Source organism: Streptomyces sp. NPDC032091 (genome assembly GCF_055580265.1).
In genome coordinates, this window is sequence record NZ_JBVILR010000027.1 from 29,028 (window position 1) to 42,586 (window position 13,559).

General features: G+C 74.8%; 10 protein-coding genes. 2 read left to right on the forward strand and 8 right to left on the reverse strand.

What is annotated here, in order from left to right; translation table 11 throughout:
* Positions 1-112: 112 nt before the first annotated feature.
* The 4 genes from ACZ5NJ_RS32255 to ACZ5NJ_RS32270 all read right to left on the reverse strand — a co-directional run bounded on the left by ACZ5NJ_RS32255 (position 113) and on the right by ACZ5NJ_RS32270 (position 5,781).
* Positions 113-1,309 (reverse strand): amidohydrolase family protein, encoded by a 1,197-nt coding sequence (locus tag ACZ5NJ_RS32255; protein WP_468769595.1) that lies wholly within the window; start codon positions 1,307-1,309, stop codon positions 113-115.
* Between the two features lie 61 nt (positions 1,310-1,370).
* Positions 1,371-2,588, reverse strand: coding sequence for an FAD-dependent oxidoreductase (locus ACZ5NJ_RS32260; RefSeq protein ID WP_468769597.1), 1,218 nt, complete (start codon positions 2,586-2,588; stop codon positions 1,371-1,373).
* Between the two features lie 356 nt (positions 2,589-2,944).
* Positions 2,945-4,348 carry an FAD-dependent oxidoreductase gene (locus tag ACZ5NJ_RS32265; RefSeq protein ID WP_468769599.1) on the reverse strand — a complete coding sequence of 468 codons (1,404 nt, stop codon included), beginning with the start codon at positions 4,346-4,348 and terminating at the stop codon, positions 2,945-2,947.
* Positions 4,345-5,781 carry an FGGY family carbohydrate kinase gene (locus ACZ5NJ_RS32270; RefSeq protein ID WP_468769602.1) on the reverse strand — a complete coding sequence of 479 codons (1,437 nt, stop codon included), beginning with the start codon at positions 5,779-5,781 and terminating at the stop codon, positions 4,345-4,347. The genes ACZ5NJ_RS32265 and ACZ5NJ_RS32270 overlap by 4 nt, the downstream gene beginning before the upstream one ends.
* A gap of 386 nt (positions 5,782-6,167) precedes the next feature.
* On the opposite strand from ACZ5NJ_RS32270, the gene ACZ5NJ_RS32275 reads away from it, so the two are divergent.
* Entirely contained in the window at positions 6,168-7,148 is a 981-nt protein-coding gene (locus ACZ5NJ_RS32275; RefSeq protein WP_468769700.1) for a hypothetical protein, read from the forward strand.
* A 93-nt stretch (positions 7,149-7,241) separates the two neighbouring features.
* Complete coding sequence (locus ACZ5NJ_RS32280; protein WP_468769604.1) at positions 7,242-8,774, forward strand: amino acid permease; 1,533 nt, start codon at positions 7,242-7,244, stop codon at positions 8,772-8,774.
* 63 nt (positions 8,775-8,837) lie between these two features.
* Here the strand turns inward: ACZ5NJ_RS32280 and ACZ5NJ_RS32285 are convergent, their stop codons facing one another.
* The 4 genes from ACZ5NJ_RS32285 to fusA all read right to left on the reverse strand — a co-directional run bounded on the left by ACZ5NJ_RS32285 (position 8,838) and on the right by fusA (position 13,215).
* Positions 8,838-9,074 carry a DUF6213 family protein gene (locus tag ACZ5NJ_RS32285; protein ID WP_468769606.1) on the reverse strand — a complete coding sequence of 79 codons (237 nt, stop codon included), beginning with the start codon at positions 9,072-9,074 and terminating at the stop codon, positions 8,838-8,840.
* A 46-nt stretch (positions 9,075-9,120) separates the two neighbouring features.
* Entirely contained in the window at positions 9,121-9,591 is a 471-nt protein-coding gene (locus ACZ5NJ_RS32290) for a CBS domain-containing protein (protein WP_468769608.1), read from the reverse strand.
* An 86-nt stretch (positions 9,592-9,677) separates the two neighbouring features.
* Entirely contained in the window at positions 9,678-11,015 is a 1,338-nt protein-coding gene (locus ACZ5NJ_RS32295) for an MFS transporter (protein WP_468769610.1), read from the reverse strand.
* Positions 11,016-11,151: 136 nt separating this feature from the next.
* On the reverse strand, positions 11,152-13,215 hold the full coding sequence (fusA, locus tag ACZ5NJ_RS32300; protein ID WP_468769611.1) for an elongation factor G: 2,064 nt from the start codon (positions 13,213-13,215) through the stop codon (positions 11,152-11,154).
* Between the last annotated feature and the right edge of the window lie 344 nt (positions 13,216-13,559).

The following is a 13,559-nucleotide window of genomic DNA, read 5'->3' on the forward strand; positions in this document are numbered from 1 at the left end:
TGGAGGTGACGGCTCAAGAAGATCTCCTCTTAGGCCGCCATCCTCTTCGCGCCGACTCTGGTCGGCGCGAGCAGGAAACCGGCGTCTGGGCTGTTGCGGCTCGTGCGCCCCTTCAGGGTCGGGTGGTCTGCGGCGGGTCGTGGTGGGTGCCGGCGGCGAATACCGCCTGGACCGCGCGCAGGTGGCCGAGATCCGCGAGCGGGTTGCCGTCCACGACGAGGAGGTCGGCGCTGTGACCGGGTCGCAGCAGCCCCGTCTGGTCGGCGATGCCGAGCGCGCGTGCTGCCTCCGTGGTGGCCATGTCGATGATCCGCGCGTTGTTCAGCCCCAGGTGTTCGTAGAACATCAGGCTGGAGACGATCCCGTCGAACCCGGACCGCTGGACCCCGGCGTCCGTGCCGGCGATCAGCCTCACGCCGGCGTCCGCCATCTGCCGGACGAGGTCGAACATGACGGCCGCCTTCTCGGCTCCGAAGACCTTCGGGAGCATCTGCCAGTGCGGGCTGATCGTCGGACAGACGTGGATGCCCTCGTCGACGATCATGGCCAGCACGTCTTCCCGGAGCTCGAAGCCTTCGGCCGTCATCCACGTGCAGTGTTCCAGCGTGTCGACGCCGGCCGCGACGGCGGCGGCGATGCCGTCGGTTCCGTGGGCATGGGCGGCGACGGGGAGTCCGGCGCCGTGGGCTGCCTCCACGACCACGGTGAGTTCGTCCGGTGAGAACTGGGACTCCCAGCTCTTGGGGCCGCCCTTGGTGAGTCCGCCGCCGGCTTCCATCACCTTGATGACCTTCGCACCCGCGCCGGCATTGCGCCGCACGAGCCGGCGGATCTCGTCGGGGCCGGACACCTCGCCACCGAGGAACCAGCAGTGTCCGCCGGGCGGAGTGACGGGTGTGGCGGCGGAGACGATGCGCGGTCCGACCACCTCTCCCCGGGCGATCGATCCGGCCAGCTGCAAGGCGAGGTGGTCACGGTCCCCCAGGTCGCGCACTGTGGTGACCCCGGTGGCGAGCAATTGTTCGGCCCTGGCTTCCATGTCCTTCAGGAGGGCGGCGTGGTCGCGTTCCCGCAGGGCGGTGACGGGATCGGGTCCCCCGTCGAAGACGAGGTGGACGTGCGCGTCAATGAGCCCCGGCAGCACGGTGGAACGGGGGAAGGCCAGCCGGCGTACGCCGGCGGGTGCTTGCGCCTCGACTTCGGCCCGGGGTCCCACGGCGGCGATCGTGGTGCCGTCGATGAGTACCGCGCCGTCGAGAACGGGCTGGCGTGACGTCCCGGTGAGGACGCGTTCGGCGGTGATCAGCATTGCGACTCTCCCTTCTTGCGGGCGTTCTCCGTGACCCCGTGCACGGCCGGCGTGCTCCGCCTCACCGCGTGTCCCGGCCGGCCGGGTCCGCGCCTTCGGCTCCGTGGTCCGCGAGGGTGAGGATCACCGGGCCGCCGGTCGGGTTCACGCGGGTGGTCCAGTGTGCCGGGAGGCGTAGGGAGCGGGTGGGGGTGAGGAGGGTCCAGGGGCGGTGGTGCCAGAGGAGGTGGGTGTCCTGGTGGATCCGGAGGGTCGGGGCCGTCAGGTGGGTGGCCGTGCGGAGGAGGAAGGGGCCGTGGGGTGAGGGTGTGGGTGTGAGGTGGGTGGGGGTGGTCCAGGCCAGTGGGGGGCGGACCAGGAGGGGTGGGCCGGGGGTGGGCCAGGGGGCGCCGGAGAGGTGGGCCAGGAGCGGGGGCACGGCGGCGGCGCCCTCGGCGGCGGCGGTGGCGGCGGGCTCGATGCCGTGGAGGGCGTTGCCCACCGCGAAGACCCCGGGGGTGTGGGTGCGGTAGGCGGCGTCCACGGAGGGGCCCCGGGTGCCGGGGGCCAGGGGGATGCCGCCGCGGCGGGCCAGGTCGTGCTCGGGGATCCAGTCGCCGGTGAAGACCACCGTGTCGCAGGCGATGAACCCCGACCGGCCGTCGCGGTGGCGGACGGACACGCCCGAGAGCCGGCCCCGGCCGTGCAGTTCCGTCACCGTGGTGCGGGTGAGGAGGGGGATCCCGGTGACGGCGGTGGCGCGCGGGTGTTCCGTGAGCATCGCCACCACCTGCGTGCCGGTGCGGCGGAGGGCGCGGGCCGCGTGGCGGGCCACCGGTTCGGCTCCGATCAGGACGGCCCGGCGGCCGACGGGGTGGGGGGATCGCAGGAGTTCCCCCGTGGTGAGGACGCCCGCAGGGCGGGTGCCCGGGACCAGGCGGGCGCTGCGGGGGCGTTCGCGGGCGCCGGTGGCGAGGACGACGGCCCGGGCGGTGATCCGTTCCAGGCCCGACGGGCTCGTGGTCTCCAGGGTCAGCGGTCCGGCCCAGCCGGTGGCGGTGACGCCGGTGCGGAGGGCGGCGCCGGCGTCCAGTGCCGCCGCCACCGAGCGGCGTGCGTACGCCGGGCCGGTGAGCCAGGGCAGCGGGGGGCTGCCGAAGCCGCCGTGGTGCAGGTGGCGGGGTACGCCGCCCGGCTCCTCCTCACGTTCCAGTACCTCGACCCGGCCGATGCCGGCGCGGGCGGCGCCGGCGGCGAGGGCGAGTCCGGCGGGACCCGCGCCGATGACCAGTACGTCCACGGTCCGGTCCGTGCGGTGGAGGCCGGACGGGCCGTCCGGCCGGGGGATGCCGTGCGGCCGGGAGGTGCCGTGCGGCCGGGGGGCGCGGTGTGGCAGGGAGGTGCCGTCTGGCAGGAATGCGCCCTCCGGCCGGCATCGGCTGGCCGGCCCGGATCCGCCGTTCGGCCGGGATCCGCTGTCCGGCCTGGGTGAGCGATCCGACCCAGGTGAGCTGTCCGGGCCAGACGAGCCGTCCCGCCCGGGCGAGTTGTCCGGGGGCGAGCAGTCCGGCCGGGGTGGGCCGTCCGGCTCGGGCGCGTCGGGCCGGGCGGGTGCGTTGTCCCGGGTGCGGGGGTGGGGTGGGGTGGGTGGGTGGGTCACCGGTGGGGGGTCTCCGGGGTGAGCAGGGTGTGGAGCGTCGCGCCGCAGTGGAAGCCCTGGCAGCGGCCGGCCCGGGCTCGGGTGCGGCGGCGGAGGCCGTCGGGTGAGGCGGGCGGGATGGTGGAGGCGAGGGCGTCGCGGATCTCCCCGCGGGTCACGCGCTCGCAGTGGCAGACGATCCGCCCGTACTCCGGGTCCGCCGCGATCATCCCGGCGTCGCGGTAGGGGCGGGGGAACGCCTCCCCCAGGTTCGGCATCCGCACCGGTTCCGGGTCCCGCACGCCGGACAGGGGCAGGCCGCCTTCGGCGAGCAGGTGGACGACGTGCGCCGCGATCGCCATCGAGGCGGTCAGCCCCGTCGAGCGGATCCCGCCGACGGTGACGTACCGCTGGGCGGGGTGGGCGCGGATCGCGTAGTCCTCGGATGCGGTGGCCGCCCGCAGGCCCGCGTAGACGGCGGTGACCTCCTCGTCGAGGAGGGCGGGCAGGATCCGCCGGCCCTTCGCCCGGAGCAGGGCGAGGCCTTCGGCGGTCGAGCCGGTGGCGGTCTTGTCGTCCAGGTCCTCGGCGGTCGGGCCGAGCATCACCTTGCCGTGCACCGTCGGGGTCACCAGGACCCCCTTGCCGAGCGCGGTCGGCACCGGCAGCAGGATGTGGCGTACGAGGCCCCGTGCCAGTTCGTCGAAGACGATGAGCTGGCCGCGCCGGGGGGTCACGGTGAAGTCCGCGTGCCCGAGGAGCCGGTCGACGCGGTCGGCGTACAGGCCGGCCGCGTTGACCAGGTGGCGGGTGCGCAGCGGGCCGCGCCCGGTGTGCAGGACGTGCGGTTCGCCCGAAGTGACGGCTTCCACACGGCAGTTGAGGTGGAGGTCGACGCCCGTGCGGACCGCCTGCGTGGCGTAGGCGAGGGTGGTGGTCCAGGGGCAGACGACCGACTCCCCCGGCACCTCCAGCGCGCCCAGTACGCCCGGGCCGAGGTGCGGTTCGCGGGCCCGTACCTCCTCGGGCGGGAGGATGCGCGTGTCGTGGCAGCCGTTGCGCTCCGCCTTGGCGGCGAGGCCGGGGAGGGCGGCCAGCTGGTCCGCGTCCCAGGCGACGAGGAGCGCGCCGAGCGGTTCGACGGGGATGCCGCTCGCGGCGGCGTACGCGGTGAGCAGCCGGCTGCCCTCGCGGACGAGCCGGGACTCCAGGGAGCCGGGCACGGCGTCGAAGCCGGTGTGCAGGATGGCGGTGTTGGCCTTGGAGGTGCCGTCGCCGACGTCGTCGGAGGCTTCGACCAGGGCGGTCCGCAGCGGGAGCCGGGCCAGTTCGCGGGCGATGGCGGAGCCGACGACCCCGGCGCCGATGACCGTGACGTCGTACTCCCCGCCGGGGAGGGCGCCCCGGGTGGTGACGCTCACGCCGGGCCGTCGAGCAGGGTCGCGACCGCGGCGCGGAACCGGGCGCGGCGCTCGGCGGCCTCGTCGGCGCCGGCCCTGGGCTCGTAGACGGCGGAGGGCTTCCATTCCGGGACGGCGTCGCGGACGGTGAGGGAGGGGTCGAGGCCGAGCCGGGCGACGGCGCCGACGCCGAGGGCGGTGGCGTCCGGCAGGGCGGACACCTCGACGGGGATCCCGAGCAGATCGGCCTGGGCCTGCATCAGCAGGGCGGAACGGGTCAGTCCGCCGTCGACGCGCAGGGTGGTGAGCGGCGCGCCGAGGTCGGTCGCGGCGGCCTCCGCGAGTTCGGCGACCTGGGCGGCGATGCCGTCGCACAGGGCGTGTACGAGGTGGCCGGCGGTGGTGCCGAGGCCGAGGCCGGTGACGGAGCCGCGCAGGTCGCCCCGCCACCAGGGCGCGGCGAGCCCGGCGAGGGCGGGGACGAATGTGACGCCGCCGGAGTCCGGGACGCTCGCGCCCACGGTGTCGATGTCCTCGGCGCCGGAGATCACGCCGAGGTCGGTGAGCCAGCGGACGGCGGAGGCGGCCGTGTACACCTGTCCGTCGAGGCAGTAGCTGGTGCGGCCGGCGATCCGCCAGGCCACGCAGCCGACCAGTCCGGTGGAGCTGCGGCGCGGCTCGGGGCCGGTCTGGGCGAGGAGGAACGCCCCCGTGCCGTAGGTGCACTTGGCGGCGCCGGGCACCGTGACGCTCTGGGCGAGCAGGGCGGCCTGCTGGTCGACGAGCAGCCCGGTCAGCGGCAGTTCGGGGCCGAAGGCGGTGGTCGTGCCGACGCGGGTGTCCGCGTCGACGATCGTGGGCAGCGGTTCGCCGTCGAGTCCGAAGGCGCCGAGCGCCGGCCGCGACCAGCCGACGGTGTCGAGGTCGAGCAGCTGCGTACGGCCGGCGGTCGCCGCGTCGGTGACGAACGCGCCGGTCAGGCGGTGCACCAGCCAGGAGTCGCTGGTCGTGACGACGCCCCGGCGCGTCTGGTGGCGGCGGATCCAGGCCATCTTGGGGGCGGCGAAGTAGGGGTCGAGCGGCAGGCCGGTGCGCTCCCGCAGCAGGTCGGCGTGCGGGGCGAGTTCGGTGCAGAGGCCGGCGGCGCGCCGGTCCTGCCAGACGATCGCGTCGGTCAGCGGCTCGCCGTCCGCCGGGTCCCAGGCGAGCACGGTCTCGCCCTGGTTGGCCAGGCCCACCGCCACCGCCGGTTCGCCGGCCGCCGCGAGGGCGGCCCGTCCGGCGTCGACCACCGATCGCAGCAGGTCACGCGGGTCGACTTCGACGCGGCCGTCCGGCAGGTAGCGGGGGCGTACGGGGGCGGAGGCGGAGCCGATGACCCCGCGGTCCGGGCACAGGACGAGGGCCTTGGTTCCCGAGGTGCCTTGGTCCACTGCGAGCACGGGGCCCGTCATCACGACTCCGTCCGCGTTCCGGCAGGTCAATCGATGGTCGGTCGATCGCCGGTCGATCGCCGGTCGGAAGCCTTCCCCAGCGGTGGGGCGCCCGTCAAGATCCGCCCGGGCGGCGGAGGGTACGAATGACGCCACATCACATCCCGGTGTTGGCTTGAAACTTGCGCTCGAAAAAGTTTCCGGGTGCGGTCGGCCGGACTCGCCTTATAGTGATCGCCGATCAACGGTCGGTAAGGGCGCCGTCCGTGGGTCCAACGGCGGGGGTTCGCCGAACAGTTCACGCATGGTTCACGCATCCCCGTACCTCCATGCGATCCGAGGACCCCGATGACCACGATGACCGCAAGACGAGCCCGGACCGGCCGCAGCGCGCCCGGGACGAGGTGATGGCCGGCAGCGACTTCCGGCCCGTCTACCACCCCGCCGGCCTCGACGACGACCTGCGCGCCGCCGTCCAGGACCTGCGGACGGGGCGCTGGCTGGCGATGGCCCGGCTGCTGGAGCGCACCGACGACTGGGGTCTGTGGACCCAGCGCACCCAGGTCCTCGCGGCGGTCGCGGCCGGCTCCGACGTGGTCCTGGCCTGGCGGGCCGAGCAGCCCACCAGTCTCGCCGCGACCGTCATGCACACCCGGGTGGCCGTCGAGCGCGCCGTCCGCGCCCACCGCGCGGGCCACCCCCGCACGCACGAGCTGTGGCAGGAGGCCTGGCAGGCCTGCCGGAACACCGCCGCGATCAGCCCGGCCGACCCCGTGCCGTGGGTCTGTCTGCTCGCCCTCGCCCTCCTCGACGGGCACCGGCAGATGGACGAGCACCGGCTGCCACCGCCCGGCCCGATGCTGCCCCCGGGCCCCTGGGGGATCCTCGCGCAGGCCGACGAGCGGGACCCGTACAACCGCGAGGCCTACCACCGGATGCTGCAGTTCGTGCACACGGGAACGGCCGGCGTGCGCACCGAGGCCGTCAACTTCGCCCGCTGGGCGGCCGGTACGGCCCCGCCCGGGTCGGCCGTCCACCTCCTGCCGCTCTACGTCCACGTCGAGCGGTACCGCCGCGAGGGGGGCCAGGAGCGGGCACTGGACCTGCACTGGGTCGCGGAGGACGCCATCCGCGACGCCACGCACGCCCTGAACGCCTGGTTCGAGTACGCCGACCCGGTCCGCGCCTCCCCCCTCGACCTGAACCACCTCGCCCACGCCCTGTGGGGGGCCCACCAGTTCGGCGAGGCGGCCCGCGTCTTCGACGCGATGGGCGGCTACTGGACCACCGCGCCGTGGGCCCAGCGGACCCGCGACCCCGCGGACCAGGCCCTCGCCGAAGAGGTCTTCCTGCGCGCCAGGTCCCGCAGCCTGGCCGACCGGGACTGACCTCCCGCCGCGCCCCCACGCGGCGGCCCCCGCGCACCACCCCCGCTCTCCCCTCCCCCGTCCCCGTGTTCCACCCCCCTCGGAGGTATCCCCGTGTCGCGCACCACGCCGGCAGCCCGCCCGGACCGCAAGGACCCGCTCCTCAAGGACGAGGAGGAACGGCTGAGGGAACTCGGCTACCAGCCCGTCCTCGCCCGCCGGATGGGCGGCTTCGGCAACTTCGCCATCAGCTTCTCGGTCATATCCGTGCTGTCCGGCTGCATGACCCTGTACGGCTTCGGCCTGGGCACCGGCGGCCCGGCCGTGATGCTGTGGGGCTGGGCCGGAGTGGGCCTCTTCGTCCTCTGCGTGGGCCTCGCCCTGGCCGAGGTGACCAGCGCCTACCCCACCTCCGGCGCGCTCTACTACATGGCCGACCGGCTCGGCGGGCGCCGCTGGGGCTGGTACACGGGCTGGCTGAACCTGCTCGGACTGCTCGGCGCCATCGCTGGCATCGACTACGGCGCGGCCCTGTTCACCGGCGCCTTCCTGAACCTCCAGTTCGGTTTCGTGCCCACCCCCGGCTCGACCTTCCTGATCTTCCTGGTGATCCTGCTGCTGCACGCCGTGCTCAACCTCTTCGGCGTCCGCCTGGTGAGCGTGCTCAACTCGGTCAGCGTCTGGTGGCACCTGGGCGGCGTCGCGCTGATCGTCGGCGCCCTGGCCATCGTCCCCGACCACCACCAGTCGGTCTCGTTCGTCTTCACGAAGTTCGTCAACGACACCGGCTGGGCCAACCCGTTCTACGTGGCCGCCGTCGGCCTGCTGCTCGCCCAGTACACCTTCTCCGGCTACGACGCCTCCGCGCACCTCTCGGAGGAGACCTCCAACGCCTCCGTCTCCGCGGCCAAGGGCATCGTGCGGGCCATCTGGGCCTCCTGGCTCGCCGGGTTCGCGCTGCTCGCGGGGCTCACGTTCGCCATCCAGGACTACGCGGCCGTCGCGGGCAGCGCCACCGGCGTCCCGCCCGCCCAGATCTTCCTCGACGCGCTCGGCGCCGGCGGCGCCAAGGCCCTGCTGCTCGTGGTCATCGTGGCGCAGCTGTTCTGCGGCAACGCCGAGGTCGCCGCGGCGAGCCGGATGGTCTTCGCCTTCAGCCGTGACAACGCGCTGCCCGGCTCGGACCTGTGGCGCAAGGTCAGCGGCCGCACCCAGACCCCGGTCCCGGCCGTGTGGCTCTCGGTGGCCGTGGCCGGCGTCCTCGCCCTTCCCTCGCTCTGGTCCGCCACCGCGTACGGCGCCGTGACGGCCATCAACGTCATCGGCATCACCCCGGCCTACGCGATCCCGATCTACCTGAGGCTGCGCGCCGGCGACCGGTTCGAGCCGGGCCCCTGGCACCTGGGCCGCTGGAGCCGGCCGATCGGCTGGACCGCCGTCGTGTGGGTGGCCGTGGTCACCGTCCTGTTCTGCCTGCCGCAGAAGTCCCCGGTGACGATCGACTCGATGAACTACGCGGTGATCGCCCTGGCGGTCGTCCTGGTGCTCGCCAGCGTCTGGTGGTACGCGGCCCGGCGCTCGTACGGCACCCCGGCCGCCTACGGCACCGCCCGCGAGCAGGCGGACATCGCCGAGGGCATCGTCTGATCCCGCCCCTCCGGTCCCGCTCCTCCCCTCCGGACGCCCCGGCGCCTCCCGCGCGCCGGGGCGTCAGCCTTCCCCGTCGGCGACCGGCATGTAGCCGATGCACTCGACGTCGATCTGGTCGGCGAGCTCCACCAGTACGTTGGCCAGCCCGAGGGTCGTGCCCGGGTCGAGGTCCGTCTCCCCGTCGTACACCGTGTGCAGCCAGCCGCCCGCGAGCCGCCGCAGCAGCGCGGTGACCTCGTCGGCGGGGATCAGCAGCCCGCCGTCCGCCACCGAGACCAGGGGTACGTACGCGTTCATGCGCTGCCTCCTCCGCTCCGTGCCGCTGCGCCCGACGGCGAGCCGCTCAGCTGTCGTGTCCGCTCCCGGGCCCGCTGTCCGGGCCGCTGTCGGGTCCGCTGTCGGGCCCGGCCGCCGCGATCGCCGCGAGCGCCGACCCCGGATCCTGTTCGACGACCAGGTCGCCCAGGCTGACCACGCCGACCAGCGCCCCGTCCGCGGTCACCACCGGCAGACGGCGCAGCGCCTTCCGCCGCATGAGGGCGATGGCCGCGTCGACCCCCTCGTCGGGCCCGACGGTGACCGGGTCGGTGGTGCAGACGGCGTGCACGGTCGTCTCGGCGGGGTCCCGGTTGCCGGCCACGGCCCGTACGACGAGGTCCCGGTCGGTCAGGATGCCGCGGAGCCGGCCGCCGTCGACGACGAGCACGTCCCCGATGTCGGCGTCGCGCATCACCCGCGCGGCCTCGGCCAGCGAGGTCGACTTGTCGACGGTCACCGGATTCCCGGTCATCACCTCGTGCACTCTGCGGGCCATGGATCCTCCCAGTGCCGGACACGGCTCCCCACGGGGCGGTTACCCGCCCCGGGGCGGCGCAATCGCCCTCCCGGAGCGGCGCGGGGTCAGACGGCGGGCAGGACGGCGTCCAGCCGGCGCCGCGCGGCCCGCCGCTGGACCAGGGCCACGCCCGCCACACCGGCGCCGAGCGCCAGCCAGCCGGCCGGTCCCGCGACCATGACGGCGCCGGTCAGCAGCAGCGGCCCGACGGCCTTCTGGGCGGACGGGGAGATGCCGGCCACCCCCAGGTAGGAGGCCCTGGACTCCTGCGGCGCCAGGGAGACGGCCAGTTCCCAGGAGCACACCGACCGCACGAGCTCGGCGGCGGTGACCAGGACGGCCGCCCCGAGCAGGGTGGCGGAGGCGGCCCAGGGGCCATGGGCGGGGGTGAGCGCGAGGAGCGCGCAGGCGGCGAACAGGAACGACCCGTACCAGGCGACGGCCGAGGCCGCCTGCCGCGCGGTGCGGACCCTCGCCGACACGCTGAGCTGGAGGACGACGACGAGCACGGTGTTGACGGTGAGGAAGGCCGGGACGACGGCGTGCGGCGCGTCGGTGTGGTGGACGAGCCACAGCGGCAGGCCGACGTTGAGGAGCGAGTCGTCCAGGTTGAGCGGCATGTCCAGCAGGACGAAGCGGAGGTAGCCCCGGTCCCGCCACGGGCTCCTGCGGCCGGGCGGGGTGCCGTCCCGCGCCGGCCGGGCGGGGGTGACCGGGCGGCGGTGGCCCTGCGGCTCCCGCGTGCGCCACACCAGCGCGGAGGCCACGAGGAAGGACAGGGCGTTGCCGAGGATGAGGACCTCGTACGCGCCCCGGGTGCCGACGGCGAGGCCGATCGCGGCGAGGCCCGCGCCGACGGCGTAGCCCGCGTTGGCGGCGCTGCGCGACAGGGCCTGGTAGGTGGCGCGGCGTTCGCCGGCGACGCGGGTGGCGAAGAGCATTTCGAGGGTCTTGGCGGACCGGTCGCCGAGGTGGGTGAGGGCGACGATCAGCAGGAACAGCTCGAAGCGGGTGACGACGAGCATCGCGCAGAGGGCGGCGAGCCGCAGCAGGTGACAGGTGATCAGGAGGGGGCGCACGGGGAACCGGTCGGCCAGGTGGCCCGCGATCGGGGAGCCCGCGATACCGGCGACGGCGCCGACGCCGAGCATGAGGCCGAGGCGTCCGGCGTCGAGGCCGACGACGAAGGTGAAGAAGAGGACGGAGGAGGCGGCCCAGACGCCGGTTCCGGTGCGGTCGAGGAGCTGGGCGAGCAGCATGATCCGCGCGTCGCGGCCCCCGGGCGGCCGCCGCAGCTGCGCGAGCAGTCCACCGGCGGCCTCGCCGACGTCGGCGTCCCCCCGGACGTCGGCGTCCCCCCGGACGTCGGTTCCGTCCTGCCCTGTCGTTCCGAGCCGCCCCATGCCGGCACCCCGCCTTCCCCCGTCCGAAAGTATCTCGATGTCGAGATACCACGCGGTAGCCTGCCCCCTCACCTATCTCGACGTCAAGATATTTCGGAGGAAGGCCCCCGCCCCGGAGCGGGGCGGGGGCTTTCGGCTAACCGGGCGGGAGGGCCGGGGCCACGGACGCCGGGACCGGGGCCAGGCCCGCCGGGCGGGTGGTGAAGGTGCCCCGGCCCTGGGTGCGGCCCCGCAGGCGGGACGCGTAGCCGAACAGTTCGGCCAGCGGCACCGTCGCCGTCACCACCGCGGTCCCGGCCCGCGTCGCCGAGCCCGTGACCCGGCCCCGCCGGGCGGCGAGATCGCCGAGGACCGCGCCGACCGACTCGTCCGGGACGGTCACGGTGACCTCCGCGACCGGCTCCAGCAGCTCCAGCGCGCTCGCCCGCAGGGCCTCCCGCAGCGCGAACCGGCCGGCCGCGCGGAAGGCGAGCTCCGAGGAGTCCTTGGAGTGGGTCGCCCCGTCGGTCAGGACGACCCGCACCCCGGTCACCGGGTGCCCGCCGAGGGGGCCCTCGGCAAGGGCGTCCCGGCAGCCGGCCTCCACGGCCCGCGCGTACTCCTGCGGGACCCGGCCCCCGACGACCGCCGAACGGAACGCGAAGCCGGGCTCGCCCAGCGGCTCGACGTCGATCACCACATGGGCGAACTGCCCCGCGCCGCCGTCCTGTTTGACGTGCCGGTACACCAGCCCGGCGACCCCGCGCACCACCGTCTCCCGGTAGGACACCCGGGGCCGGCCCACGACGACCTCCACCCCCTGGTCCCGGCGGATCTTCTCCACCGCGACCTCCAGATGGAGCTCGCCCAGCCCCGACAGCACCGTCTGCCCGGTCTCCGCGTCGGTCCGGACCACCAGCGAGGGGTCCTCCTCGGCGATCCGTGCCAGCGCGGCCGCGAGCCGGCCGGTGTCGGTGCTGCGGCCCGCCTCGACCGCCACCGACACCACCGGGTCGGCCACGGTGGGCGGTTCGAGGAGCAGCGGTGCCCCCGGCGCGCACAGCGTGGTGCCGGCCCGGGCCGCCTTGGGCCCGATCACCGCGACGATGTCACCGGCCACCGCCTCCTCCCGTTCCTCGTGCCGGTCGGCCTGCACCCGCAGGATCCGCCCGATCCGTTCCGTCCTGCCCGTACCGGGGTCCAGTACGGTGTCGCCCTTGCGCAGGGTGCCCGCGTAGAGGCGTACGTACGTCAGCCGCCCGGTCGCGGTCGCCGTCACCTTGAAGGCGAGCGCCGCCAGCGGCTCCGCCGGGTCGGCGGGACGGCCCTGCACGGCAGGCATGTCCGCCGGCGACGGCAGGTACGCCACGACGGCGTCCAGCAGCGGCTCGATGCCGCGGTTGCGGTACGCCGAACCGCACAGCACCACGACGCCGTCCCCGGCGAGGGTCAGCTCGCGCAGGGCCCGCACCAGCGTGGCCTCGGTGAGGGAACCGGCCGCGCAGAACTCCTCCAGGGCGTCGGCGTGGAGTTCGGCCACCGCCTCCTCCAGGGCCCGGCGGCGCCGCAGCGCCTCCTCCCGCAGTTCTTCGGGGACGGGCGCGGTCTCGTACGGGCCGGCGTCCGCGCCCCAGAGCAGGGCGCGCATGCGCAGGAGGTCGACGACGCCGGTGAAGACGTCCTCGCGGCCGACGGGCAGCTGGACGACCAGGGGGACGGCGGCGAGCCGGTCGCGGATCGAGGCCACCGCCGCGTCGAGGTCGGCGCCGGTCCGGTCCAGCTTGTTGACGAACGCGATGCGCGGCACGCCGTGCCGGTCCGCCTGCCGCCACACCGACTCGCTCTGCGGTTCGACCCCCGCCACGGCGTCGAACACGGCGACGGCCCCGTCGAGCACCCGCAGGGAGCGTTCGACCTCGTCGGCGAAGTCGACGTGCCCGGGGGTGTCGATCAGGTTGACCCGGTGTCCGTCCCAGGCGCAGCTGACGGCCGCGGCGAAGATCGTGATGCCGCGGGCCCGTTCCTGGGCGTCGAAGTCGGTGACGGTCGTCCCGTCGTGGACCTCGCCGCGCTTGTGGATGGCGCCGGTGGCGAAGAGGATCCGTTCGGTGACCGTGGTCTTGCCGGCGTCGACGTGGGCGAGGATGCCCAGGTTGCGGACGGCGGTGAGCGGGTTGGCGTTGGCGTTGGCGTTGGTGTCGGCGTGGATACGGGTGCGCATGGCCCAGGGCCTTTCGGATGCCGTGGAGCGGGTGAAGGGGGCGGCGCGATTCCCGTGCGTGCGGGACCGCAACGTTCCTGACGTACGGTCAGGAACGGTCGGTGGAGGCCCGGTTACGGGCACACGTCACGGGCGTACGGTGACAGCCGCGCAGCTGTTACCGCGCGCTGCGAGACACCGGGATCACGTCGTACCGGGCCGGGGGAACGAGGGCGGCGGCGGTGTGCGTACGCATGGCCCTGTTCCCCTTCTCTTCGTGCGACGGCATGAGGCGCGGGCCGTATCGGCGGCGCGCACGGCGAGTGTAGGCAGTGCGCGGCGGGCGGGGCACCGCATTTTCGCGC